Annotated in this window: 20 protein-coding genes and 1 pseudogene; 13 read left to right on the plus strand and 8 right to left on the minus strand. The window is 69.3% G+C overall.

Annotation, left to right across the window (positions count from 1 at the left end; translation table 11 throughout):
* Positions 1-34 precede the first annotated feature (34 nt).
* A complete protein-coding gene (locus tag G7043_RS44400) occupies positions 35-2,359 on the plus strand; it encodes an ATP-binding protein (protein ID WP_313888399.1) in 2,325 nt (774 codons plus the stop codon).
* A gap of 84 nt (positions 2,360-2,443) precedes the next feature.
* Here the strand turns inward: G7043_RS44400 and G7043_RS44405 are convergent, their stop codons facing one another.
* The 5 genes from G7043_RS44405 to G7043_RS44425 are packed head-to-tail and all read right to left on the minus strand — an operon-like array spanning position 2,444 to position 8,302.
* Entirely contained in the window at positions 2,444-3,604 is a 1,161-nt protein-coding gene (locus tag G7043_RS44405; RefSeq protein WP_166055177.1) for an ABC transporter ATP-binding protein, read from the minus strand.
* Positions 3,601-4,506: a carbohydrate ABC transporter permease gene (locus tag G7043_RS44410; protein WP_166055179.1), complete on the minus strand. Its 906-nt coding sequence runs from the start codon at positions 4,504-4,506 to the stop codon at positions 3,601-3,603. The genes G7043_RS44405 and G7043_RS44410 overlap by 4 nt, the downstream gene beginning before the upstream one ends.
* Complete coding sequence (locus G7043_RS44415; RefSeq protein ID WP_166055181.1) at positions 4,503-5,813, minus strand: ABC transporter permease subunit; 1,311 nt, start codon at positions 5,811-5,813, stop codon at positions 4,503-4,505. Before G7043_RS44415 ends, G7043_RS44410 begins: the two co-directional genes overlap by 4 nt.
* A complete protein-coding gene (locus G7043_RS44420) occupies positions 5,810-7,099 on the minus strand; it encodes an ABC transporter substrate-binding protein (protein WP_166055183.1) in 1,290 nt (429 codons plus the stop codon). Before G7043_RS44420 ends, G7043_RS44415 begins: the two co-directional genes overlap by 4 nt.
* 9 nt (positions 7,100-7,108) lie before the next feature.
* The gene (locus G7043_RS44425; RefSeq protein WP_166055185.1) at positions 7,109-8,302 is read right to left on the minus strand and encodes an ABC transporter ATP-binding protein; all 1,194 of its coding nucleotides are present in this window, start codon (positions 8,300-8,302) and stop codon (positions 7,109-7,111) included.
* 133 nt (positions 8,303-8,435) lie between these two features.
* On the opposite strand from G7043_RS44425, the gene G7043_RS44430 reads away from it, so the two are divergent.
* Together G7043_RS44430 and G7043_RS44435 are read left to right on the plus strand one after the other, a co-directional pair.
* The gene (locus G7043_RS44430) at positions 8,436-9,125 is read left to right on the plus strand and encodes a response regulator transcription factor (protein ID WP_166055186.1); all 690 of its coding nucleotides are present in this window, start codon (positions 8,436-8,438) and stop codon (positions 9,123-9,125) included.
* Positions 9,122-10,336, plus strand: a complete 1,215-nt coding sequence (locus tag G7043_RS44435) for a sensor histidine kinase (protein ID WP_166055187.1) — start codon at positions 9,122-9,124, stop codon at positions 10,334-10,336. Before G7043_RS44430 ends, G7043_RS44435 begins: the two co-directional genes overlap by 4 nt.
* A gap of 18 nt (positions 10,337-10,354) precedes the next feature.
* On the opposite strand, the gene G7043_RS44440 is transcribed toward G7043_RS44435, so the two are convergent.
* Positions 10,355-10,651 carry a YiaA/YiaB family inner membrane protein gene (locus tag G7043_RS44440; protein WP_166055188.1) on the minus strand — a complete coding sequence of 99 codons (297 nt, stop codon included), beginning with the start codon at positions 10,649-10,651 and terminating at the stop codon, positions 10,355-10,357.
* 59 nt (positions 10,652-10,710) lie between these two features.
* Positions 10,711-12,357: pseudogene (locus G7043_RS44445) on the minus strand (glycoside hydrolase family 15 protein); the annotation flags it as partial.
* A 228-nt stretch (positions 12,358-12,585) separates the two neighbouring features.
* Between G7043_RS44445 and G7043_RS44450 the strand changes: the two are divergent.
* Positions 12,586-14,037, plus strand: coding sequence for a sigma-70 family RNA polymerase sigma factor (locus G7043_RS44450; protein WP_166055189.1), 1,452 nt, complete (start codon positions 12,586-12,588; stop codon positions 14,035-14,037).
* A gap of 50 nt (positions 14,038-14,087) precedes the next feature.
* Positions 14,088-14,561 carry a hypothetical protein gene (locus tag G7043_RS44455; protein WP_166055190.1) on the plus strand — a complete coding sequence of 158 codons (474 nt, stop codon included), beginning with the start codon at positions 14,088-14,090 and terminating at the stop codon, positions 14,559-14,561.
* Here the strand turns inward: G7043_RS44455 and G7043_RS44460 are convergent.
* On the minus strand, positions 14,547-17,264 hold the full coding sequence (locus G7043_RS44460; RefSeq protein WP_166055191.1) for an AfsR/SARP family transcriptional regulator: 2,718 nt from the start codon (positions 17,262-17,264) through the stop codon (positions 14,547-14,549). The two genes, G7043_RS44455 and G7043_RS44460, sit on opposite strands and share 15 nt — an antisense overlap.
* A 395-nt stretch (positions 17,265-17,659) precedes the next feature.
* On the opposite strand from G7043_RS44460, the gene G7043_RS44465 reads away from it, so the two are divergent.
* The 8 genes from G7043_RS44465 to G7043_RS44500 all read left to right on the plus strand — a co-directional run bounded on the left by G7043_RS44465 (position 17,660) and on the right by G7043_RS44500 (position 26,099).
* Positions 17,660-18,679, plus strand: coding sequence for a LacI family DNA-binding transcriptional regulator (locus G7043_RS44465; RefSeq protein ID WP_166055192.1), 1,020 nt, complete (start codon positions 17,660-17,662; stop codon positions 18,677-18,679).
* A gap of 253 nt (positions 18,680-18,932) precedes the next feature.
* Positions 18,933-20,198 (plus strand): ABC transporter substrate-binding protein, encoded by a 1,266-nt coding sequence (locus G7043_RS44470; protein ID WP_166055193.1) that lies wholly within the window; start codon positions 18,933-18,935, stop codon positions 20,196-20,198.
* A 5-nt stretch (positions 20,199-20,203) separates the two neighbouring features.
* Complete coding sequence (locus G7043_RS44475) at positions 20,204-21,151, plus strand: carbohydrate ABC transporter permease (RefSeq protein WP_313888401.1); 948 nt, start codon at positions 20,204-20,206, stop codon at positions 21,149-21,151.
* Positions 21,148-21,960 (plus strand): carbohydrate ABC transporter permease, encoded by an 813-nt coding sequence (locus G7043_RS44480; protein WP_166055197.1) that lies wholly within the window; start codon positions 21,148-21,150, stop codon positions 21,958-21,960. The genes G7043_RS44475 and G7043_RS44480 overlap by 4 nt, the downstream gene beginning before the upstream one ends.
* A gap of 11 nt (positions 21,961-21,971) precedes the next feature.
* Positions 21,972-23,321 (plus strand): GH1 family beta-glucosidase, encoded by a 1,350-nt coding sequence (locus G7043_RS44485; protein ID WP_166055249.1) that lies wholly within the window; start codon positions 21,972-21,974, stop codon positions 23,319-23,321.
* Positions 23,318-24,295 carry a LacI family DNA-binding transcriptional regulator gene (locus tag G7043_RS44490; RefSeq protein WP_166055199.1) on the plus strand — a complete coding sequence of 326 codons (978 nt, stop codon included), beginning with the start codon at positions 23,318-23,320 and terminating at the stop codon, positions 24,293-24,295. Before G7043_RS44485 ends, G7043_RS44490 begins: the two co-directional genes overlap by 4 nt.
* Before the next feature lie 160 nt (positions 24,296-24,455).
* Complete coding sequence (locus G7043_RS44495; RefSeq protein ID WP_166054904.1) at positions 24,456-25,358, plus strand: hypothetical protein; 903 nt, start codon at positions 24,456-24,458, stop codon at positions 25,356-25,358.
* 42 nt (positions 25,359-25,400) lie between these two features.
* Entirely contained in the window at positions 25,401-26,099 is a 699-nt protein-coding gene (locus G7043_RS44500) for an aminoglycoside 3'-phosphotransferase (protein WP_166055201.1), read from the plus strand.
* Positions 26,100-26,221: the final 122 nt, after the last annotated feature.

The following is a 26,221-nucleotide window of genomic DNA, read 5'->3' on the forward strand; positions in this document are numbered from 1 at the left end:
GCAACAACGCCGTTCACAGTGCGACTATCGAACTGTGAGCACCACGTTCGGGGACTTTCTGCGCTTCTACCGTTCGCGCATTCCGCTGACGCAGGAAGAACTGGCGGAACGCACAGGTCTGAGCATGCGCGCGATCAGCGACATGGAGCGCGGCCGCACTCTCACACCGCAGTCCCGGACCGTGCAGCTGCTCGTCGGCGGGCTCGGGCTGGAGGGCGAGGAGGCGGCGGAGTTCACCGCGCTGGCTCGTGCCAGCCGCCTCCGCGCGGCGGAGGAAAGGCCTGAGGTCCCGGAGGCCGTGGCGGCCGCGGTGGCGTCGTTCACCCTGCCGCCCGTCCTCGTCGAACTCACCGGCCGGGGTGCCGAGCGGAAGTTGCTCGACGGGTTCGCGTGCGACGCCGAGGCGTCGTCGCGGCTGCAGATCGCGGTGCTGCACGGCGCGCCCGGTGCGGGCAAGACCGCGCTCGCCATCGACGCCGGTCACCGCCTCGGCGCGCGGTTCGCCGACGGCTGCGTGTTCCTCGACCTGCGTGGCACGGAGAGCACGCCGGTGCCGCCGGAACGGGCCGCTCAACGGCTGTTGCGGTCGTTCGGAGTGGACGAACGCGCGATTCCGAACGACCCGGACGACCGGTTGTCGCTGTACCACTCGTTGCTGCGCGAACGCGCGGTCCTGCTCGTGCTGGACAACGCCGCCAACGAGGCACAGGTGCGACCGCTGCTCGCCTCCAGCCCCGGCACGCTGGTGCTCGTGACCAGCCGCCGGACGTTGAGCGGCCTGGACGCCCGGCACCGGCTGGCGTTGGGCCTGCTGCCGCTGGACCGTTCCGTCGAGTTGTTGCGCGTCGTCGCCGGTCCCCGCCGCCTGGCCGCCGAGCCGGACGCGGCCGCGCGGGTCGCCGGGCTGTGCGGTGGCATGCCCCTGGCATTGCTGATCGCGGGCAACCGGCTGGCCAGCAGACCACAGTGGACGATCACGCACCTCGCCGACCAGCTGGAGGACGAGCGGCGCCGGTTGTCCGTGCTGCGGGCCGGTGACCTGCAGGTGCGGGCGGCGTTCGAGATCTCCTACCACCAGCTGAGCCCCGGCGCCGCGACGCTGTTCCGTCGGCTGGCGCTGGTGCCGAGCCCGGACACGAGCGCGGACCTGGCCGCGATGCTCACCGAGTCCGGCGAGGAGGCGTTGGAGGAGCTCGCCGACGCGAGCCTGGTCGGCATCAGCGAGACCCCCGGCCGGTACACACTCCACGACCTGCTGCGGGTGTTCGCCGGCGAACGGCTGGAGGTCGACGAGGACCCCGCCGACGTGCGGGAGGTGAGCACACGGCTGCGGCACTGGCTGCTCGCGACGGCAACGCAGGCGGCCCGCGCGTTCGACCAGGACAACCCGGCGCACTGCAAGGAGTCCGCCGGACGTTGGCTCGCCCTGGAGCAGGAGAACTGGCGCGGCGCTCTGAGGTCCGCCGTCGCCGCCGGCGAACACTCACGCGTTCTCGCGCTGGCTCAGGCGATGCACTGGTATTCGGACCTGCACGGTGTCGGCGAGCTGTGGCGTGAGGTGTTCAGCGCGGGTGCCTTGGCGGCGCGGGCGTTGGGGAACGCACGGGACACCGCGGAGCAGCTGAACTATCTCTCGTGGGCGCTCTACGCGCTGTGCGGGCAACCACACGAAGCACTGGTCGTGCACGAGGAAGCAGCGGCCGTTCCTGCCGACGACATCCTGACGGAGGCGTGGACCTGGTACTACGGCTCCGCGATCAGGCGCCGCCTGGGACAGCTCGACGAAGCCGTGTCGCTGAGCCGTCAGTCCGTCGCGCTGTTCGAGCAGGCGGGCTACCTGATCGGCGAGAACCTGGCGCTGTCGCTGCTCGGTCTCATGCTGCACACCGCGGGCTCCATCGACGAGGCCGTCGAGGTGCAGCAACGCGGCGTGCTCCAGCACCGCAAAGCCGGCGGCGACGAGGAACTGCTGTCGATGATGCTCATCCGGCTGGCCAGCACCTTGGCCGCCGCGGGCGAGGTGCCGTCGTCGCTGGACCTGCTCGACGAGGCGGAGTCGTTGTTCCTCCGGCACGGCACGACCGCCGGTGTTGCGCGGGTGCGACACCACCGCGGTCTGGTACTGCTGGACGCAGGACGGCTCGGCGAGGCCCGCTCGCAGTTGCTGGCGGCGTTGGACGAGGCCCGGCTGTCCGACCACCGGGTGGAGATCATGGCGCGGCTGGCGGATCTCGCGGACGCCGCCGGCGAACCGGGCCAAGCCCGCGCGCTGCGAGTCCGCGCGCTGGCGGAATGCGGCCGCTACGACACCCCAGCGGTGCGCACAATCGCTGCCCGCCTGTCCACAGCACTCAACTAACCCCGCTTGCCCACGTGCACGCGGGGCCCCCGCGTGCGCTCCAAGTGAACGAAAGCTCCCCGCGTGTCCTTACCGACAGTAAGTTCAGCGGCGGCGGCCTCGCGGGCCGATGCGGCGGCCGTTGGCCAGGTCGAAGAAGTGCAGCTGCTCCAGACACAGGTGCACGCCGACGTGTTCGCCGTGCACGGGCCGCACGTCCGGACGCACGCGCAACACGAGTTCGCCGGTCCTCAGCTCGTGCAGCCCGCACGCCTCGACACCGGACGCACCGACGTCGACCGACACCAGCGTTTCGTGGCCGTGGTGTTCCAGGTGCCGCACCTGGCCGGTCAGCACCGGGCCGGACGCACCGGCGGCGGCCGGGCGCAGCGCCTCGGTTCGGGCACCCACGGCGATGTCCTCGCCGTCGTAGTGGGCGACCGCACGGGCGCGCATGTCCGGCCACGGCAGGTCGACGGACTGACCGCCGATGTGCAGGGCCACGTGGCTGTCGACGACGACCTGCACGTACGCCTTGAGCAGGCTCATGCGAGGACTGCCGAGGAACGCCGCCACGTGCATGGTCGCGGGGTGCCGGTAGACCTCGTCGGGCTGGCCCTCGTCCTCCAGGACGCCGTCGCGCAGCACCGCGATCCGGTCGGCCATCGTCTGCGCCTCGATCTGGTCGTGCGTCACGTACAGCACGGTCAGCCCCAACGAGCGTGCCAGGCTCACGATCTCCGCGCGCAGACCGGAGCGCAGCACCGCGTCCAGATTGGACAGTGGTTCGTCCATCAGCAGCACGCGCGGGCCGCGCACGATCGCCCGTGCCATGGCCGCGCGCTGGCGTTGGCCGCCGGAGAGTTCGGCGGGGCGGCGCGACAGCAGGTCGCCGATGTCGAACGCCGACGCCACCTCCGCGATCCGTTCCGCCCGCTCGTCGCGCGCACACCCGCCGACGTCCAGCGGAAAGCCGATGTTGTCCGCCACCGTCAGGTGCGGGTACAGCGCGAAGTCCTGGAACACCATCGACACACCGCGGGAGCGGGCCGGCACGTCGTCCGCCTCCACGCCGCCCAGCACGACGTGGCCGGAGGACGGGCGTTGCAGGCCCGCGACCATCCGCAGGATGCTCGACTTGCCGCAGCCGGACGGGCCCAGCAACACCACGAACTCCCCGTCCGCCACGGAGAGGCTGACGTCCTTCACCGCGACCGTGCCGCCCGGGTAGACCAGGCTCACGTCCCGCAGTGCGACGGCGGTCATTTCGTCGACCCTGCCAGCACGCCCTGCACGAAGTACTTCTGGAACAGGAGGAACACCGCCAGCGGCACGATCATCGACAGGAACGCGCCGGTCGCGAGCAGGTCGATGTTGGTGCCGAACTGACGCAACTGGGCCCGCAGCGCCACGGTGATCGGCGCCGAGTCCTGGTCCGCGAACACCAGCGCCACCAGCATGTCGTTCCACACCCAGAGGAACTGGAAGATCGTCAGCGACGCGATCGCCGGCTTGGCCACCGGCAGCACGACCCGCTTGAAGATCACCCACTCCGTCGCGCCGTCCATCCGGGCGGCCTCGATCAGGTCGCGCGGGATGCCGGCGAAGAAGTTGCGCAGCAGGAAGATGGCGAACGGCAGGCCGAACGCGACGTGGAACAGCACCACGCCGGTGATCGTGCCGAACAGGCCGAACGCGCCGAACAGCTTCGCCACCGGGATCAACGCGACCTGGATCGGCATCACCAGCAACCCGACCACGACCACCGTCAGGGTCTCGCGGCCGGGGAACTCGATCCACGACAGCGCGTAGGACGCCAGCGACGCCATCACCACGACCAGGATCGTCGCGGGCACGGCGATGTAGAAGGTGTTGAGGAACGACTGCCACACCGCGTGGTTCGCGACCAGCTCGGCGTAGTTGGCCAGCGTCAGCTCGGCCGGTTTGGTGAACACGGTCCACCAGCCGCTCGCGGTGTTGGCCGACTCGTCGCGCAACGACGCGATCAGCAGACCGAACACCGGAACCAGCCAGAACACCGCGACCAGCGCGAGCAGCACCTGCACGAAACCGTTGCCGAGCCGGCCGAACACGCGGGACACCACGCCCCGGCGAGGTGCGCCGGACACCGGCACGTCGATGCGGACCTCTTCGGCCACCAGGGTCATGACCGCTCCCGTCGGAATCTGCGGATGTTGAACAGCATCGCCGGGGCGACCAGCAGGAACAGGATGACGGCCAAAGCACTACCCGCGCCCTGGTCACCGCCCGTGCCGAACGAGACCTGCCACATCTGCAACGCCAGCACGTTGGCCTCGGACTGCACCGAACCCGGTGCGATGACGAACACCAGCTCGAAGATCTTCAACACGTTGATCACCAGCGTCACGAACACCACCAGCAGCACCGGGGACAGCAACGGGATCGTGACGCGGCGGAACACCTGCCACTCCGTCGCGCCGTCCACCCGCGCGGCCTCCAGCGCGTCCCGCGGGATCGCCGAGAGTCCCGCCGCGATGAACGTGATCGCGAACCCCGTCATGATCCAGATCCACGATGAGATGATCACCGGGGTGATCAGCCCCGGACCGAGCCAGGTCTGGCCGCGGAACGGCAGCTCGAAGTTCGACCGCGGCAGACGCACGGTGACCTCGCCCACAGCCAGGTCGGGGAACGTGAACCTGCCGTCGTCACCCGTGGTCGTGCGCGCCACGACCTGCCCGTCCCGCACGGCCTCCACCGCGATGCCGGGCAGCCCGCGCTCGATCACGTCGACCTTGCCCGCGTCGCCGCCGGCCGACACGTCCAGCCACACCAGGCCGCGCAGTTCCCCGTCACCCGCCTGAGGGGTGGACGCCGGAAGTGCCTGCGCGGGCACCTGCTGGGGGTTGAACCCGATGAGCGGCAACATGACCGTGTCGCCCGCCCGCACCGGCTTGTTCGCGGCGAAACCCGCTTCCGTCGCGGTGTAACCCTCACGCGGCCGCGCGCCGGGATACTGCGAGGAAGGGCTGAACATGTCGTGCACGCCGACCAGGACCGCGTTCACCACGCCCTGGTTCGGCGCCTCCTCGTAGACGAGCCGGAAGATGATGCCCGAGGCGAACAGCGAGATCGCCATCGGCATGAACAGCACCAGCCGGAACGCCGTCGCCCACCTGATGCGCTCGGTGAGCACGGCGAAGATCAGGCCGAGCCCGGTGACGGCCGCGGGGGCGACCACCACCCAGATCACGTTGTTGCGGAACGCGGTCAGCGTCCGCGGGTCGGTGAAGGTGTCGACGTAGTTGCGCACGCCGACGAACTCGTCACCAGTGGCGTCGAAGAAGCTTCGGATCAGCGAGAACACCAACGGGTACAGCACGAGCGCCGCGAGGACGAGCAGCGCGGGCAGCAGGAACGGGATCGCCTGCCGGGGCGAGCGCCCCGGCGCGGCGTCCACGCTCGTGCTGAGCCCCCATTTTTTGGGTGTCATTTGCCGTACGCCTTGGCCGCATTGGCTTCCAGGCGCTGCATGATCGGGTCGACGTTCTTCGGGTCGGCCAGGAAGTCCTGCAGGTCCTTCCACTCCCCCGCGCCCTTCGTGCCGCCGAACGCGGCCGGAGCGAGGTCGGACATGTCGAACCGGACGTTGTCGCCCGCGTCGACGATCCGCTTGGCGAGGTCCTGGGTCACGTCGTCGGGGTAGGACGACTCCGGGATGTCCTTGTTGGGCGAGAGGAAGCCGCCGAGCTCCGCCCAGATCTTGCCGGAGTCCGGCGAGGCGAGGAACTTCATCAGCTCGGTGGTCGCCTTGTCGTCCTTGAACTGCACGGCCATGTCACCGCCGGCGACGACCGCGTCCTTGCTGCCCGCGACCGACGGGAACGGGAAGAACTTCGCGTCCTGACCGACCTTCGCCTTGGTGTTCGTGGTGATCACGCTCGCCACGAAGTCCGCCTCGAAGACCATCGCGGCACTCGACTGCTCACCGAAGACGTTGATCACGGACTTCGGGAACTCGGTCTGCAGCGCGCCACCGGCGATCAGCGTCGGGTCACCCCACAGCTTCGCCAGTTCCTCCAACGCCTTGCGGACCGTCGGATCGGTCCACGGGATCTCGTGCTTCGCGAGCTTGTCGTAGTTCTCCGGCCCCGCGGTGCGCAGGTAGACGTTCTCGAACCAGTCCGTGAGCGTCCAGCCGTCCGCACCGCCGACCGACACCGCGGCCAGACCGGTCTCGGAGATCGCCTTGCTGGTCTTGATCAGGTCGTCCCACGTCGCCGGCGGCGTCGCGCCGACCTGCTGGAAAGCCTTCTCGCTGTACCAGAACGCCGACTTGTTGGCGGTCTTGAAGGTGAAGCCGTAGAGCTTGCCGTCGACGCTCGCGAACTGCTTCCACACCGCCGCGTTGTGGTCGGTGACGGCCTTCTCGACGTCGGCGTTCACCGGCTTCACCGCGCCCGCCTTGGCGAACTGGGCGACCAGGCCGGGTTGGGCGATCAACGCCACGTTCGGCGGTGTGCCGCCGGAGATTCTCGTCTGCAGCACGGTCGGAAGCTCGTCGCCGGCGGGCGTGTACTTCACCTCTGCGCCCGTCCTGGTCTTGAACTCCTGCAACACCTTCTCGAAGTTCTTCTGCTCGTCACCGGTCCACGGACCGACGACCTCGACGGTCTGGCCCGTGAGGTTCTCCGTGGCGGAAGTCCCCCCGGCACCTCCCGTGCACGCGGCAAGTCCCGAGGTGGCGAGCGCGAGCAACGCGATCCACTGCTTCCTCATTGAAGCCCCTCATTTCCAAATGGAAGACCCGGTGGCCGGGTCGAAGAAGTGCAGCCGGGAGGTGTCCACCCAGGCGGCGACGGGTTGTCCTTCGTAGATGCGGGTGCGGGGACTGAACCGCCCGACCAGGACGGTGCCCTTGCCGGAGGTCTTGGGCAGGTCGTCGGTGCCGGCGTCACGCGCCAGCTCACGGGTGTCGTCGGTGACGACGGGCGGGACGTCGACAGGGAAGTGCACGAGGACGTCCGACCCCATGGCCTCCACCAGGTCCGCGACGGAGTGAAGGATCTCGCCCTCGCGGGCGTCGGCGAGCGCGGTGTCCTCCATGTCCTCCGGCCGGATGCCGACCACGACGTCGCGGCCGACGTACTCCCGCAGCGCAGGCCGTTGCCGCAACACGGATTCCGGCAGCAGCAGGGCGTCGGAGTTGAGCGAGACCCAGAAGCGGCCGTCGTTCTCGTCGAGCCGCGCGGACACGAGGTTCATGCCCGGCGAGCCGATGAAACCGGCGACGAACAGGTTCACCGGCCGGTCGTAGAGCTCCTGCGGCGGCCCGACCTGTTGCAGCACGCCGCGTCGCATGACGGCGACGCGATCGCCCAAAGTCATGGCCTCGGTCTGGTCGTGCGTGACGTACACGGTCGTCACGCCGATCTCGCGCTGGATCCGGGCGATCTGCGCCCGCATCTGCACCCGCAGCTTGGCGTCCAGATTGGACAGCGGCTCGTCCATCAGGAACGCCTGGGGTGCCCGCACGATCGCCCGGCCCATCGCGACGCGCTGCCGTTGCCCGCCCGAGAGGTTGCGGGGCTTGCGGTCGAGATGCTCGGTCAGTTCGAGCACCTCGGCCACCTCGCGGACCCGGTGGTCGATCTCGGTCTTGGCGAGCTTGCGCAACGTGAGCCCGAAAGCGATGTTGTCGTACACGTTCAGGTGCGGGTAGAGCGCGTACGACTGGAACACCATCGCCACGTCGCGGTCACGCGACGGCACGTCGTTGACGACCTGCTCGCCGATGCGGATGGTGCCCTCGGTGATCTGCTCCAGCCCGGCGATCATCCGCAGCGCCGTCGTCTTGCCGCAACCCGACGGGCCGACGAGCACCAGGAACTCACCGTCGCGGATCTCCAGGTTGAGGTCGGTGACCGCACGGGTGCCGTCACCGTAGGCCTTGCCCAGACCCGCCAGAACGACTTCTGCCACGCCAACTCCCTGGTTCGGTGTGATTGCAGACCGTAGGCCCGCGCGCCCTAAGGGAGATTTAAGGACGAAACACGATCTCGATAAGCTCGAACGACCTCTCCCAATCGGCGGGTTCGCTGCTTACGCTGCGTGTATGTCGAAGGTGCTGGTGGTCGAGGACGACCCGGTGGTCCAGGCGGCGCTCGTGCACGCGCTGACCGACCTCGGGCACGTCGTGCAGGCCGTCGGCACCGCCGTCGCGGCGTTGCGGGAAGCGGGCACGAACGAGCTCGACCTGGTGATTCTCGACCTCGGACTGCCTGATCTGGACGGTGTCGCGGCCCTGCGGATGCTGCGCGGGGTGAGCAACGTGCCGGTCATCGTGGCCACCGCCCGCGGGGCCGAGAACTCGGTCGTGAGCACGTTGAACGCCGGGGCCGACGACTACATCGTGAAGCCGTTCTCGTCCGAACACCTGGCGGCGCGCATCAACGCCCTGCTACGGCGAACGGGTGGTTCTGCCGGAGTTTCCACATCGGACGTCATGGTGCTGGGCGAGTTGTCGGTCGATCTCGGTCAGCGGATCGCGACGCTCGGTGACTGCGCGCTCTCGTTGAGCAGGCGGGAGTTCGACCTGCTGGCCTACCTGGCGGCACGACCGGGACGCGTGATCTCCCGGCGGGAGATCATCCAGGCCGTGTGGGGGCACCCGTACGTCGGTGACGACAAGACGATCGACGTGCACGCGTCCTGGTTGCGGCGCAAACTCGGTGAGACGGCGGCGCATCCCCGTTACCTGCACACCGTGCGGGGCGTGGGGTTCAAGCTGGCGGCGCCCGAATGAGGTCGGTCATCACCCGTGCGCTGCTGCTGGCGGCAGGACTGGTGACGGTGGTTTTCCTGGCCACGGCTGGGTTTCTGCTGCGCGGACAGGCCGTTTCGGCTGCCGCGGCGGCTGATCAGCGCGATGCGGCGGTGGTAGGTGCGGTGCTCGCGGTTTCCGCGGACCCCGACGCCGTCCGGGGAACGATCGCGCGCACGTCCGCCGGGGCCGAGGGACGACTGTCCGTGGTGCTCGCGGACGGCACCCGGCTCGGCGCCGGCGGCGGTTCCGCGATGGTGTCCGTTGGCGGAGCGGTGGTTTCGGTGGTGCCTGCCGCTGTGCCGTTTCCGTTCGGGACGGCGCTGGTGGTCGTCGGTGTCGCCGGTCTGGTGCTGGCCGGCGGGATTTTCCTGGGGCATCGGCCTTTCACGCCGGTGATCACCGCTTTGCGAGTGCTGGCCTCGTCTTCCGGGCGGCGGGTCCGGTTGACCGGGCCCCGGGAACTGGAGGCGCTCGCCGAGTCGATCAACGAGGCCTCGACGCGGACCTCGCAGCTGGTCGCGAAGGAACGCGAGATGATCGCGGACGTCTCGCACCGGTTGCGCACCCCGCTGGCCGCCCTGCGACTGGACGCCGACGCGGTGGGCTCCGGGCCCGTCGCCGATCGGATCCGCAGCGCGGTCAGCACGCTGGGGCACGACGTCGACCGGATCATCCAGGCGCTGCAACCGGTCGAGAGCGAGGCGGCGAGCACGTGCGACGTGGCATCGGTGGTCGAGGCGCGGATGAAGTTCTGGTCGGCGCACGCGGACGACCAGGGACGGGTGTGCGAGATCGACGTCGGTGAGCCGGCCTGGGTGCCGTTGTCACCCGACGCCCTGGCGGCCGTGGTGGACGCGTTGCTGGAGAACGTCTTCCGGCACACTCCCCCGGCCGCGCCGGTCGGGGTGTCGGTGGTGCGGCACGCGGGCTGGGTGACGCTGGTGGTCGAGGACGGCGGAACGGGGGTCGCCGATCCGTCCTCGGCGCTGCACCGGGGCATCAGCGGAGGCGGATCCACCGGACTCGGCCTGGACATCGCCAGGGCCGCCGCGGTTGCCACCGGCGGGACGATCCACCTGGAACGCGGCCGGCTGGGCGGAGCGAGGGTGCGGTTGCGGTTCGGGGAGGCCAACAGCCACCACGCGCCGGCGAGCCCGCGGGCGTGGCGACTGTGGCGCGGTCATCCCTGAATCGCGGTCACTCCTGGATCAGACCGCGTCGACCTTGAACGGGTCGTGCTCGCTGAGCAGCTTGTCCAGCCGGGCTCTGTCCACCCGGCTGCTGATGGAGGTGTCCTCCTGCCGGTCCCTGATCACCTTGGCCAGCGTGAACGCCGAGGTGATCGAGTAGAGCATCGCGATCCCCAGGAACGCGCGCACCCATCCGTCGACGGGCAGGAACACGACTCCGAGGCTGACGGCGATCAGCGAGAGCCCGAACGAGAGGACCGCCTGCAGGTAGAAGGCAGCGGTCGTCGGGGTGTGCGAGGGCGTGGTGGAAGTCATGATCCTGAGAGTCCTGGGTCACCGCCGGGCTGTCATGAGTACGGCTACTCATGTCCTGGTCACAGGTCGAGCAGCCGGGCGCACCGGACGAGTCCGAGGTGGGAGTAGGCCTGCGGGTGGTTGCCCAGCGACTGTTCCGCGACCGGGTCGTACTCCTCCGGCAGCAACCCCGTCGGCCCGCACAGCGCGGCGAAGCTCTCGAACAACTCCTCGGCGTCGGCTCGGCGGCCGGCCTTCAGATAAGCCTCGATCAACCACGTCGTGCACAGGTGGAAGCCGCCCTCGTCGCCGGGCAGGCCGTCGTCGCGCAGGTACCGGTACACGGTCGGGCCGCTGCGCAGGACCTCCTCGATCGCGACGACCGTGGAGCGGAACCGTTCGTCGGCCGGATCCAGCAGCCCGGACAGGCCGACGTGCAGCGAGGCGGCATCCAGATCCGTGCCGTCGTAAGCGGTGGTGAAGGCACCGACGTCCGGGTTCCAGCCGTGGTCGAGCACGTCCTGGGCGATGGTGTCGCGCAGCACCGGCCAGTCGGGGTCGAGCGGACGGCCGAACGCGCGAGCCAGCGCGATGGCGCGGTCGAGGGTCTGCCAGCACATCACGCGGGAGTAGACGCGGTGGCGCGGCACGTGCCGTTCCTCCCAGATGCCGTGGTCCGCCCACGACCAGCGGCGCGTCACGGCCTGGACCATCGCGGTCACCACGTCCCAGTCGCGGTCGGCCAGGGTGCCGCGGGCCAGCGCCAGGTCGTGCACGAGGTCGGTGATCGGGCCGAAGACGTCGAGCTGGACCTGCTGGTCGGCGAGGTTGCCGACGCGGACAGGCCCGGAGCCCGCGTAACCGGGCAGGGTGGAGATCACCTGTTCCGGGCCGAGCGCGGTGCCGTGGACCGTGTAGAGCGGGTTCAGGTGTTCCGGGCCGGGGGCCGTGGCCAGCACGCGGTGCAGCCAGCCGAGGAAAGCCTCCGCCTCGCACAGAGAACCCAGTGACACCAACGCCTGCACGGTGAGGGCGGCGTCGCGCAGCCAGCAGTAGCGGTAGTCCCAGTTGCGGATGCCGCCGATCTGTTCGGGCAGCGAGGTCGTGGCTGCGGCGAGCACGGCGCCGGTGTCGCGATGGCACAGGGCGCGCAGCGTGAGAGCGGATCTTCGCACCAGCTCGCGCCGGGTCGCGGGCAGCCGCAGCGCGTCCGACCAGCCGATCCAGTCCTCTGTGGACGGTTCGGCGTCCCAGCGCAGTTCGAGCACGAGCGGTGGGATGATCACAGCGGTGGCCGTGCCATCGGCGATCTGCCAGTCCACGCCGGGGGAACACAGCTCGATCGACGTGCCCGCCACGCGCAGACCGTCGGCAGTGCGTTCGAGCCGCACGGGAACCTGGCCGAAGTCGGGCCGTGGCGCGAACTCCACGACCGCGGGCGCCCTGCCCTCGACGACGCGTGTCAAGCTTCCGGCGAGATCGTCGGTGACTCGCAAGCTCGTCCAGCGGGTCTGCACGGTCATGGTGCCGGATGCATACCGTTGGCCGAGCGGCAGTTGGTCCTTTTGGGGCCTGATCGAGAAATGTCCTTCGCCGCCGAGCAGTTTGGCGAACAATGCGGGTGAGTCCGGCGCGGGGTGGCACAACCACGTCACGTCGGCATCCGGCGTGACCAGCGCCAGGGCCCGGCGGTCGGAGAGCAGGCTGTGCCGTTCGATCGGTACGGCCGTGCGCACCAACGGCAACTGGGTCAAGAAGTCCATCACGAGCGGAAACGTAAGAGCACGCCAGGGCCATCGGACCTGTGTTGGTCAAGACTTAGGGCCGTCCTAAAGCTCTTTTATTACATCAAGTTCGTATGCGTGGATTGTTCGCGTTGAGTCATCTCGATAGGGTCCGCGTATCAGTCCAGGTTTGACGTTAGGCGGCATCCTTTGATCGGGCAGCGTGGTCGGGTGCCGTCGGACGCCGACCTCATCGACGCCGTGCGCGACGGCAAGGTCGAGGCCTACGGCCAGCTGTACGAACGCCACGTGCGATCCGCCAACATCCTGGCGATGCAGCTCTCCACGTCCTCCGCGGACGCCGACGACCTGGTCTCGGACGCGTTCGCCAAAGTCCTCGCCGCGCTGCGTTCCGGTGGAGGTCCAGGAGCGGCGTTCCGGCCCTACCTGCTGACGGCGGTGCGGCACGCGGCGTACGACCGGACGCGCAAGGAGAAGCGGCTCGAACTGGCCGGGGACGTCGAGGAGGTTCCGGGCGCGACCAGGGCCACCAGCGTGCCGTTCCGCGACAAGGCGGTGGAGGACCTCGACCAGGCGATGGCCGCCACGGCGTTCGCCACGCTGCCCGAACGGTGGCAGACGGTGTTGTGGCACACCGCGATCGAGGGCCAGTCGCCCGGCGAGATCGCGCCGTTGCTGGGACTGACCGCGAACGGCGTCTCCGCGATGGCGTTCCGCGCCCGCGAAGGACTGCGCAAGGCGTTCCTGCAGGCGCACGTCAACCAGGAACCAGCCGAGAAGTGTCGTGCCACCGTCACCAAGCTCGGCGCCTGGACGCGCGGCGGGCTCAAGGGACGCGAGGCCGTCCAGCTCGACGCGCACATGGACGACTGCGCCGAGTGCCGCAAGCTCGCCAGCGAACTGTCCGACGTCAACGGCGCGCTGCGCGGCATGATCGCGCCGATCGTGCTCGGCACGGGCACCGCCGGCTACCTGGCCGCCGCCGCGACCAAGGGCGCGGCCGTGTCCCTCAGCGCGACCTCCTGGCTCGGTGTGGCCGCCTCGGCCGCCGCGGTCGTGGTCGTCGCCGCGTCCGGCGTCGTCAGCACGGACGGTTCGTCGACGCCCCAGGCCGCCCCGCCGTCCACGTCGTCGACGACCTCGGCCGGTTCCGTGCAGCAGACCAGCCAGCCGGGCTCCATCCCGAGCTCCGGCATCGTCGTCGCGCCGGGCAGCACCGCCGGCTCCGCCACACCGGCGGCCGACGAGAACGTCATCACTGCCACGGGTCCGACCACGACCACCTCCTTCGCCCCCGCGGCGGGCGGCACGCCCAGCCTCGCCGCGAACGCTCCCGCCGAGATCGCGATGACGACGGAGGGCCCGCCCAACGAGATGAACATCGCCATCACCAACAACGGCTCGGCCCCCACGACCCTGCCAACGTTGACGCTGACCATGCCCGACAAGGTCAAGACGGTCGGTCCCGGCAAGATCTCCGCGGGGTTCGTCGGCTGCCCGGCGGGCAAGGACACCGTCACCTGCGAGGGCGGGCAAACGCTCGCGCCGGGCCAGACGATCACGTTCCGGGCGCGGCTGCAGGCCGGACCGAAAGCCGGGAGCGGCACCATCACGGGCTCCGCGGGCCAGCTGCGGGTGAACATCTCGATCACGATCTCGTAGGTATTCCAGGTCGGACAGCGAGAACCGGTGCGACGACGCACCATGAGCCGGTGGAAGAGCTCACGGCGGCGCTCACCGGGCTGGAGGCGCCGTTCCGCACGCTCGTCGACGACTCGGAGTGGGCGCACGCGAGCGTCGAGGGCCTGGTGCTCGACGTCGGCCGGTGGTGGACCGCCGGCGCCGAGACCCGCCTCCAGCCGCAGGTGACGTTCAGCGACGCCTTCAGCGAGGCCGCGCGTCACCGCGGCGGCGTGTACGTCGAGGGGTTCATCTGGGTGAACGGCGGCGCGGTCGCCGCCGCGTGGTGCGGGCAGGGCGACCGGGTCGTGTACGGGCCGCGGGCGGAGCAGTACCTGGGAGTGCCGCTGTCACCGCACTTCTGCCGCCGGATCCAGCAGCGCAACGGCACAGCCGCGGTGCTGATGAGCAAGCATCCCAAGCTGTTGCCGTTGCTGCGAGACGGACTGCCGCGCGGCGCCGTCCTTCCCGGAGGACGGCCGGGACCGCGGTCACTCGGTGCCTAGCGCCGCGAACCTCTCCTCGGCTTCCTGTGCGTGCCGCGCTGCCCGCACGGGGTCAGCAACAACCTTGGCGAGGTGCTTGTGCGCGTTCGCGGCCTCACGCTTGTCGTCGATCCGTTCCGCCAGATCCAACGCCTCGCGCAACAGCGCCTCGGCTTCAGCGGGCCGCCCGGCCGCGGTGAGCACGTCGCCCAGGTAGTTCAGCACGACGGTTTCGGTGGTGACGTCACCGATCGCGCGCACGGCCGCCAGCGCGGAGGTCAACGCGTCGAGCGCCTCGTCGTGCCTGCCCATGGCGTGCAGGATCATGCCGAGCGCGCTCTGGGTGTCCGCCTCGTCGCGACGGCTGCCCATCTCGCGCATCAGGGTCAGCGCCGACGTGCAGGCCTCCAGCGCCTCGTCGTAGCGGCCGAGCGCGCTGTAGATGTTGCTGACGTTGCTCATCGCCTGCGACTCGAGGTGCCGGTCGCCGAGCTCACGGGCCACCGTGATGGCCTGTTCCAGCAGGTCGGCGGCCTCGGCGTGGCGTTCGAGAGTCCGGTAGACCAGGGACAGGTTGTTCAGCGTGCCCGCCACGGCCTGCAGGTCACCCTGCTCGCGGAGCATCTCGATCGCGCGCTCGTTGTAGTAGATGGCGTCGGAGTACCGGCCGGTCTGCCAGAACACCATCGCGTAGTTCTTCGTCGTGATCGCGAGCGCCGCCGGTTCGTCCTTCGCCGCTTCCAGCGCCAGCTCGTTGATCGTGGCCCAGTCACGCGTGTACCCGCGCACCATGCAGAAGTACGTCATCGCGCGCGCCAGTTGCCACGTGTGTGTGCGCCAGTCGCCGTCGAGCGACAGCGCCACGGCGGCGACGAGCGTCTGCCGTTCGGTCTCCATCCACTCCACGGCGTGGTCGTAGTCGCGCAGCACGAGCCGCGACGCCGGCCGGTAGGTGATGTCGACCTCGTACTTGCGGGCCGCGGGCGACATCAGCCGCATCGCCTGGTTCGTGGTGTCCAGGAAGTGGTCGAGCAGCCGGGTCAGCGGCTCGCGCGACGAGTCCACTTTGGACTGAGCGTACTGCCGGAGCAGGTCGTGCATCCGGTACCGCCCGAGCGTGGCCGCCTCCAGCAGGTGCACGTCGACGAGGTCCTCGAGCATCCCGTCGCACTCCAGCAGGTCGAGCTCGCCCAGCGCCGCGGCCTGGTCGACGTCGAAGTCCGTGCCGTGGTGCAGGCCCAGCAGGCCGAAGAGCCGCTGATGTCCGGGCGGGAGCTGACCGAACGACAACGCGAAGACCGCGTCCAGCTCGGATAATCGTCCCTCGCGCAACCGCGTCGCGAGGTGGGCGGTGGTCCACGTCGGACGGCTGCGCAACCGGCCGGCGGCCAGTCGCACGGCCAGCGGCAGCCGGCCGCACAGTTCGACGACCTCGCGGGCCGCCTCGTCGGTGCCGCGTTCGTCGCCGACGATCGTGGCGAACAGCTGCAGCGCCTCCGCCTCGGACAGCACGTCCAGCGTGAGCGTCGACGTGCCCTCCAGCTCGACCAGCCGCGCCCGTGACGTGACCAGCACCAGCGACCCCGGCACGCCCGGCAGCAGCGGCCGCACCTGGGCGGCGCTCGCCGCGTTGTCCAGCACGACCAGCAGCCGCCGCCGGGACAGCTCGGCCCGCCACACCGCCGCCCGTTCGTCCAGGCTCACCGGGATCTCGTCCAGGCCGAGCGCACGCAGCAGCACGTCCAGCGCGTCCGTTGGTTCCACCTGCGCGCGTCCGGCCGTGTGTGCGTGCAGGTCGATGAACAGCTGACCGTCCGGATACTCCAGCCGGTGCGCCAAGTGCACGGCCAGCGTCGTCTTGCCGACACCCGGCATGCCGTCGATCGCGGAGATCACCACCGCCGACCGTCCGGTGACGGCCCTGGTCAGCCGTTCCATCTCGGCCTCGCGGCCGGTGAAGTCCGCGACGTCGCGCGGCAGCGTGTTCAGGGCGGGCCTGGGTTCGTCGCCACGCAACAGCCGGGCGTGCAGCTCGCGCAGTTCGGAGCCGGGATCGGTGCCCAGTTCCTCGGCCAGCAGGACCCGCACGTCCTCGAACGCCTGCAACGCCTCGGCGGGCCTGCTCGCCCGGTGCAGCGCGTGCATGAGCTGCAGCCACAGCTGTTCGCGCAGCGGGAACTGCTTGGTCAGCCGCCGCAGCTCGCCGATCAGCCGCTCGCCCTGTCCCAGCTCGATCGCGAGCCGGGCGTGCTGCTCGGCGACGGTGAGCCGGCGTTCCTGCAACAGGGTGAGCTCGGCCTCCAGCCGTGGCCCGATCGCGAGCCCGTCCAGTGCCGGGCCCCGCCACAACGCCAGCGCCTCTTCGTACTTTCCCGCCGCGGCCCGGTGATCGCCCTGTTTCAGCGCCTCGTCACCGGCGGCGCACAGCTGCCCGAAAACGGTGACGTCGACCTCGTCGCCGGACACCTTCAGCCGGTAGCCGCCGGGCACGGTCACGAGGTCGTCCAGCACGAGCTTGCGCAAGGCCGCCACGTACGTCCGAATGTTCGATTCCGGTGCCGCGGGCGGAGATTCCCACACCGCTTCACTCAAGTGTTCAAAGCTGACCGTCTCGTTGGCGTGCAGTGCCAACGCTGCCAGCAACGCCCGTTGCCGGGGCCCGCCCAGCCGCAGTTCGACGCCCCCACGCCAGATCTGCAGCGGCCCAAGAAGCCGATACCGCACTCACCCTCCTCGCGGGGCATGGTGCCAGAACTCCGGACTGCTGTGCGGAATTTGTGCGGGCGATCTTGGAAACTCTCCTCACGCCGCTGCGAACGGAGAGTACGAGATGGACAGAAGCAAGTGGCCGGCGCAGAGCTGGTCAGGCCAAGCGGCACGATCGCTGCTCCAGTCGTGCGGCGGGCCAGGCCTCCGCCAGGCCGAGTCGCCGTAGTCCGGTTGACGCGCACTCGACCAAGACATCGGATCTCAGCACCTCGGCAACGAGGGGAATTTCTTCCCACTTCTGCGGAAAGGCGAGATCAGAGCCTCTTTTACGACATCGGTGGGCAGCGACACACGACGTGACCGGGCTCGACTGAGGTCCGATGTCCAATCAGAGCCCTACGATGACTGTCATGACCGAGACGGCGAAACGGCGCCCAGGGCCGCGGATCGAAGAAGTCGCGCGGGTCGCAGGGGTTTCCAAGTCGACCGTTTCGCGCGTGATCAACGACGAGCAGTACGTCAGCGCGAAGGCCCGCGAGGCCGTGCACGCCGCGATCGCCGAGCTGGGCTACTCCCCCAACCAGGCCGCGCGGGCGCTCGCGGGCAACCGGGCGAACGCGATCGCCCTGGTGGTCTCCGAGCCGACCGGCCGAGTGCTCTCCGACCCGTTCTTCGCCGGCGTCCTGCGCGGGATCCACGCCGAGCTCGCCGGGCGGCACATGCAGCTGTTGCTGATGATGAGCCAGCCGTCGGACACCAGCGACCTGGTCATGTACCTGAGCAGCGGGCACGTCGACGGCGCGCTGCTGGTGAGCCTGCACGGCGACGACCCGCTGGTGCCGATGCTGGCCGAGATCGGGCTGCCGGTGGTGTCCGGCGGACGGCCGCTCGGGAGCACCTCCGTGCCGTTCGTGGACTCGGACAACTTCACCGGCGCCCTGGACGCCACCCGGCACCTCGTCTCGCTGGGCCGCGAGCGGATCGGCACCGTCGCGGGCCCGAAGGACATGGCCGTCGGCGCGGACCGGCTGAGCGGTTTCAAGCGCGGCCTGGCCGAGGCCAAGATCGCCTCCGACCTCGTGGTGCACGGCGACTTCACGCCGGAGAGCGGCGCGCGGGCCATGGAGCGGTTGCTGCAGAAGGCCCCTGACCTCGACGCGGTGTTCGTCGCGGCGGACATCATGGCCCTCGGCGCCCTGCAGGTGCTGCACGCCCAGGGCAAGCGCGTGCCGCAGGACGTGGCGGTGGTCGGGTTCGACGACTCGGTGTTCGCCACGACCGCGACACCGCCGCTGACGACGATCCGCCAGGACGTCGAGGAGCTGGGCCGCACCATGACGTGGCGGCTGCTGTCCGAACTGGCCGGCGAGGCCGGCCTGCCGCCGTCGCTGTTGCTGCCGACCTCGCTGATCAAGCGGGCGAGCGCGTAACCATCGGCCACAACTGACAGTCGACGACGGACCGCTCGCCGATCTCCCTCAACGAGCGGGTTCGCGGCCAACACCCCTGCTCGGCGCACGCACTCCGACCATCCGACGTCTCCACGCCGTGCGTAACAAACTGGGAGCGTTCCCAGAATCTGACCCCTGGGCCCATTGACAGCCCCATGTCGTGCGGTTAACACTCTCGAAAACTTCTGGGAGCGCTCCCAGAATCCGCCGCAGAGACCGAGGGAGTTCTCCCGTGCGACACCGCAGTTGGGTCAGCGTGCTCCTGCTTTTAACCGCCACTACAGCGTGTTCGTCCGGTGGGGCGACCGAGGGCGGCACGACCGAGCTGACCATCGCGACCTTCAACGAGTTCGGCTACGAGGAGCTGTTCAAGGAGTACGAAGCGGCGCATCCAGACGTCAAGATCACCCAGCGCAAGACCGGCCAGGGCGCACCGCACCACCAGAACCTGTTCACCAAGCTGGGCGCCGGCTCCGGACTCGCCGACATCGAGGCGGTCGAGGAGGGCTTCCTCGCCCAGGTGATGGCGAAGTCCGGGCAGTTCAACGATCTCAAGGAGATCGGCCCGAAGATCGAGGACAACCGCTGGCTGAAGTGGAAGACCGACGCGGTCACCACCAAGGACGGCAAGCTGATCGGCTACGGCACGGACATCGGCCCGCTGGCCATGTGCTACCGCAAGGACCTCTTCGAGAAGGCGGGCCTGCCGTCCGATCCCGAGGCCGTGAAGTCGCTCTTCGCCACCTGGGACAGCTACTTCGCCGCCGGTGACCAGTTCGTCGCGAAGTCCGGCGGGGTCGCGTGGTTCGACAGCGCCTCGCAGGTCTTCAACGCGATGCACAACCAGCACGAGGTCGGCTACTTCGACAAGTCCGACAAGCTCGTCGTCGAGACCAACCCGGCGATCAAGGCCGACTGGACCGCCGTGACGAACGCGGTCGCGAAGGGCCAGTCCGCGAAGCTCGTGGCGTGGAGCAACGAGTGGAACTCCGGCTTCAAGGCCGGTGCGTTCGCCACGAAGACGTGCCCGTCCTGGATGCTCGGCGTGGTCGAGGGCCAGGCGGGCCCGGAGAACAAGGGCAAGTGGGCGGTCACCGAGGCGTTCCCGAACGGTGGCGGCAACTGGGGCGGTTCGTACCTGACCGTGCCGAAGCAGGGCAAGAACGCGAAGAAGGCCGCCGAGCTCGCCGCGTGGCTGACCGCGCCCGAGCAGCAGGTCAAGGCGTTCCAGGCCAAGGGCACGTTCCCGAGCCAGGTCGAGGCGCTGAAGTCCCCGTCGCTGCTGGAGAAGACGAACGCCTACTTCGGTGACGTCAAGGCGGGCGCGCTGTTCGCCGCGCAGGCGCAGAAGGTCACGGCCGCCCAGTACAAGGGTCCGACCGACGGCCAGATCCAGGACAACGTCTTCAGCCCGGCGTTGCAGTCGGTCGAGCAGGGCAAGAGCGCCGAGGAAGGCTGGAAGACCGCGGTCGCGGAGGCCCAGAAGGTCGCTAAGTGACCGCCGTGCTCACCAAGGTGGACCGCGAGCGGGAGCAGGAGCCCCGCTCGCGGCCGCCGCGCCATCGACTGTCCGCTTTGGACGCCAAAGTCTCGCCGTACCTCTTCGTCGCGCCGTTCTTCGTGTTGTTCGGCGCGATCGGGCTCTTCCCGCTGCTGTACACGGCCTACGTGTCGCTGTTCGACTGGGAGCTCGGCGCCGACGAAACACCTTTCGTCGGGCTCGAGAACTACACGACGTTGTTCAGCGACAGCCAGTTCTGGAACGCGCTGTTCAACACCTTCAGCATCTTCCTGCTGTCGAGCGTTCCGCAGGTGATCGTCGCGGTCGTGCTCGCCGCGCTGCTCAGCGCGAACCTCCGTGCGCGGACGGCGTGGCGGATGGGTGTGCTGCTGCCGTACGTCGCGTCGCTGGTCGCGTTGGCGATCATCTTCGGCAACCTGTTCGGACCGCAGTACGGGCTGGTCAACGGCATGCTGTCGGCGGTGGGCATCCCGCCGATCGACTGGCAGGCCGACACGTTCGGCAGCCACGTCGCGATCGCGTCGATGGTCAACTGGCGGTGGACCGGCTACAACGCGTTGATCGTCCTGGCCGCGATGCTGGCGATCCCGCGCGAGGTGCACGAGGCCGCCACGGTCGACGGCGCCGGTCCGTTGCGCAGGTTCTTCAGCATCACGCTGCCGATGCTGAAGCCCACGCTGATCTTCGTGATCGTCACCTCGACGATCGGCGGGCTGCAGATCTTCACCGAGCCGAAGCTGTACGACCCTTCGGCCGGCAGCGGTGGCGGGGCGGAACACCAGTACCAGACCGTCGTGCTCTACCTGTACCAGTCCGGGTTCCAGCAACTGGACCTCGGTTACGCGTCCGCCATCGCGTGGACGCTGTTCCTCGTCGTGATCGCGGTCGCGGGGCTCAACTTCCTTCTCACCAGGAGGGCCGTGCGATGAGACGTCCGTCCTTTGTGGTCTACGGCGTGCTCGCCGCGTTCGTACTGGGCTCGGCGTTCCCGTTCTACTGGTCGTTCCTGGTGGCGAGCCGGGACAACTCGGTGCTGACCGGGGATTTCACGCTGATGCCGGGCGGGAACTTCTTCTCGAACGCCGCGCGGGTGTTCGACACGATCCCGTTCTGGAAGGCGCTGGGCAACAGCTTCATCGTGTCCGGGACCGTGACGCTGTCGGTGGTGCTGCTGTCCTCGCTCGCCGGGTTCGCGTTCGCCAAGCTGCGGTTCCGCGGCCGCGGGCTGATGTTCCTGTTCGTCGTCGCGACGCTCGCCGTGCCGACGCAGCTCGGGATCATCCCGCTGTACATGGCGATGGCGGAGTTCGGCTGGGCGGGTGAGCTGGAAGCGGTGATCGTGCCGAACCTCGTCACCGCGTTCGGGGTGTTCTGGATGCGGCAGTACCTGGTCGACGCCATTCCGGACGAGCTCGTCGAGGCGGCGCGGATGGACGGCTGCAGCCTGTGGCGGACGTTCTGGCACGTCGCGCTGCCCGCGGCCCGCCCGGCCGCCGCGATGCTCGGCGTGTTCACGTTCATGCAGTCCTGGAACGACTTCCTGTGGCCGTTGGTCGTGCTGAACGCCGACAACCCGACGATGCAGGTCGCGCTGGAGAAGCTGCAGAGCGGTTACTACGTCGACTACTCGCTCGTGCTCGCCGGGACGACGCTGGCGACCGTCCCGGTTCTGATCGTGTTCATCGTGCTCGGGCGGCAGATCGTCGCGGGTGTCATGCAGGGTGCTGTGAAGGGGTGAAGGTGGAGAAGATCGCTTTCCCGGAAGGTTTTTTGTGGGGCGCTGCCACGGCGGCGTTCCAGGTGGAGGGTGCGACCGACGTGGACGGCCGCACCGACTCGATCTGGGACGCGTTCTGCCGCGTACCCGGCAACGTTGTCGGCGGCCACACCGGTGAACCCGGGGCCGACCACTACCGGCGGGTGGACCAGGACGTCGCGATGATGGCCGAGCTCGGCCTGGGCGCGTACCGGTTCTCGATCGCCTGGCCGCGGGTGCGGCCGGATGCCGGAGCGGTCAACCAGGCCGGGCTGGACTTCTACAAGCGGCTCGTGGACACGTTGCTGGAGCACGACATCAAGCCGTGGCCGACGCTCTACCACTGGGATCTGCCGCAGAAGCTGGAGGACACCGGCGGCTGGGCGAACCGGGACACCGCCTACCGGTTCGCCGAGTACGCCGAGACCATCGTCGACGCGCTGGGCGACCGGATCGAGTCGTGGACGACACTGAACGAGCCCTGGTGCGCGGCGTTCCTCGGCTACGCCGCCGGAATCCACGCGCCAGGACGGGCCGAGCCCGACGCCGCGGTCGCCGCGGTGCACCACCTGCTGCTGGCCCACGGGCTCGCCGGAGAGGTGATCCGCAGCCGCGACAAGCAGCTGGGCATCACGCTGAACATGTACCCGATCATCCCGGCCGATCCGGACTCCGCGGCCGACCGGGACGTGGCACGCCGGCTCGACGGGCTGCAGCAGCGGATCTTCCTGGACCCGTTGCTGTGCGGGTACTACCCGGCCGACATCGTGAAGGACCTGGAGCCGTTCGGGTTCTCGAAGGTGATCCAGGAGGGTGACCTCAAGATCATCAACGCCCCGCTCGACATGCTCGGCGTCAACTACTACACCGAGCACTACGTCAGCGCCGAACCCGGTGACGAGGGCCCGTCGCCGTGGGTGGGCGTCGAGAAGCTGTCGTTCCCCAAGCGGGACGCGCCGGTCACCGACATGGGCTGGGAGGTGCGCCCCGACGGCCTCACCTCGGTGCTGCTGCGGGTGCACAACGACTACCCGAAGGTCCCCCTGTACATCACCGAGAACGGTGCGGCCTTCCAGGACCTGCACGATGGTGACGGGGTCGAGGACGTCGACCGCACCGGTTACCTGGAGTCCCACCTGCGGGCCGCACACGCCGCCATCGCCGCCGGCGTCGACCTGCGCGGGTACTTCTGCTGGTCGTTGATGGACAACTTCGAGTGGGCGGAAGGCTACGCGAAGCGGTTCGGCATCGTGCACGTCGACTACGACACGCAGGTGCGCACGCCGAAGAGGAGTGCCCGCTGGTACTCCGCTGTGGCGCGCAGCAACGCCGTCGCGTCATGACGCGACGCCCCGGTATCGACGAGGTCGCCCGGTTGGCCGGGGTGTCGAAGTCCACCGTGTCCCGAGTGCTCAACGGCGCGCCGCACGTGAGCGCCCGCGCCCGGGACGCGGTGCGACGGGCGGTGATCCAGCTCGACTACACGCCGAACCAGGCCGCCCGGTCGCTGGCCGGCCACCGGGCGAACGCCATCGCCCTGGTGGTCTCGGAACCGAGCGGCCGGGTGCTGGCGGATCCGTTCTTCGCCGGCGTGATGCGCGGGGTGCACGCCGAACTGACCGGGCACCGCACGCAACTGGTGCTGATGATGAGCCAGCCAGGCGACGTGGGCTCGTACCTCACCGGCGGCCACGTGGACGGCGCCTTGGTGATCAGCCTGCACGGCCACGACCCGCTGCTGTCGTTGTTGCACGACAACGGCTTGCCGGTCGTGGCCGGCGGCCGCCCACTGGCCGGCGGCCCGGTCCCGTACGTGGACTCGGACAACTTCACCGGCGCGATGGACGCGACCGAGCACCTCATCTCCCTGGGATCCAAGCGAATCGCGACCATCGCCGGCCCGACGGACATGGCGGTCGGCCTAGATCGGCTGTCCGGCTGGCGGCGAGCGATGTCCGGCCGCCGAACGGACCTGGTGGCGTACGGCGACTTCACCCCCGAGGGCGGCGCGTCCGCGATGACGACGCTGCTGACCCGCGACCCCGAACTGGACGCGGTGTTCGTGGCCGCCGACATAATGGCACTAGGGGCGTTGCAGGTGCTGCACGCGCACGGCCGACGGGTGCCCGACGACGTGGCCGTGGTGGGGTTCGACGACTCCGTGCCCGCCGTGCCGCCGTTGACGACGGTGCGGCAGGACGTGGAACGGTTCGGGCGCATGCTGACGTGGCGCCTCCTCGCCGAGATCGAGGGCGACGAGGGGCTGCCGCCGTCGGTGCTGCTGCCCACCTCGCTGGTGGTGCGGACAAGCGCCTGAGTTGCACCCGCAGGAAAGGGATTCATCGGTGATCGTCGACGCTGCGTGACACCAGCGGGCGGTTTTCACCCGATCGGCACAACTTCGCGGCACTCTCGGTAACACCTGGAGTGGTCTCTCGATGGTCCTGCCGTACGAACCCACCCTGAGGGAGTGCGACGTGATCGAGAACTCGGCCGCCGGTCTGGTGATGGTGCCCGGCGAGGTGACGGTGACCGTCACCGGCGAGGAACACCACCAGGACGTGCTGGCCCGGTACGCCGTGCCGGACGGTGTCACGCGGCAGGTCGCCGTGCACCTGACGTGGTGCATGATCGCCGCGGGCAAGTACCGCGGTCAGCGCGGCGTCGAGGTGCGGCTCGACGGGCAGCGGGTCGGTGAGCTGACTTTCCTGATGTCGCAACGGTATGCGCCGGTGCTGATGCACGTGGAGTCCGGTGGTGGCTCGACCGGGTCGGCGGCGTTGATCGAGCGTGGCAAGAACGGCCTGCTGCAGATCGTGTTGCGGATGCCGCGGGAGATTCCCCGTGGCGCGGTGGTGCCTGTTGCGAGCTCACGGTCGTGGGTGCCGCCGGTGGCCATCGGCGCGGCCAGCCTGTTCGCGTTCTTCATCGCCATTGTTGTTGTCGCGGCGGCGATGAGCGGGCCGACCGACGTGAACAAGGCGTCGTCGGGGCTGTCGACCACGGCCGCACCGACCACTACGACCAGTTCGGTGCCGACGAGCACTACGACGTCCACGACCTCGTCCACCACCACGACAACGACCACTACTACGACGACCACCACCACCACTCCCCCGGCGGTCGCGCAGCCGAAGCCGCAACCCCAGCCGCAGCCTCAGCCCAACCCTCAGCCACAGCCGCAACCCCAGCCCGTGCCCGCTCCGGCCCCGCAGCCCGCGTGCGACTCGAACTACAGCGGGTGCGTGCCGATCGCGTCCGACGTGGACTGCGCCGGCGGCAGCGGCAACGGGCCCGCGTACGTGTCAGGCCCGATCCGCGTCATCGGCAGTGACGTCTACGGGCTGGACAGCGACAAGGACGGCATCGCCTGCGAGTGAGTCAGGCTCGGAGGAAAGCAGAGGACCGGGCAGAATGATCAGGTGGAGATCCCCGAGGACGTGGTGCGCGCGGTCGGACCGGACGTCGAGTGGTCCGGAGACCACGAAGGGCTGTCCGGCGACGTGTGGCGAGCGGGTTCGAGCTACGTGAAGCGTGCCGGCGTGGACGAGCGCGACCGGTTGCTGTGGCTGGGCAGGCACTTCGAGGTGCCCGAGATCAAGGCGTACGCCGACGGGTGGCTGGTGCTGGCCGATGTCGGCGCGCCATCGCTCGCCGCCGTCGATCCGGTGCTCGCGGGGACCGTCATGGGCACGGTGCTGCGAGCGTTGCACTCGTTGCCGGTGGCCTCATGCCCTTATGACGCACGGATTCCCGTCGTGCTGGAGAACGCTCGGCGCAACGTCGAGGCCGGCCTTGTCGACGCGGACGACTTCGACGACGACAACCGCGGAGTCACGCCGTCCGCTCTGCTGGAGCGCTTGGTGGCCACCGCGCCCGAGACCGAGGATCTCGTGGTGGCGCACGGAGACTTCTGCCCGCCGAACGTGCTGCTGCGCCCGGACGGCTCGACGGTGTTGATCGACGTGTCCCGGCTGGGGGTGTCCGATCGGCACCGCGACCTCGCGTTGGCCCACCGGGAACTGGACGACGAGGCCGAAGTCGCGTTCGACCACGCCTACGGCCTCACTCCCCGTCCCGAACTGCTTGAGTGGTACCGATTGCTCGACGAGTTCTTCTAGGGCGTGTCCTGCGGATCTTCACCTGAGGTGGAGGACGATGCAGGCGAGGACGATCTCCGCGCGATGGTAGGCGGCTCGTTTCGCGAACCTGGTGGCCAGGCCACGAAACTGCTTGAGGCGGC

It is taken from the genome of Lentzea alba, from assembly GCF_011067745.1.
In the GTDB taxonomy this organism is placed as follows: domain Bacteria; phylum Actinomycetota; class Actinomycetes; order Mycobacteriales; family Pseudonocardiaceae; genus Lentzea; species Lentzea alba.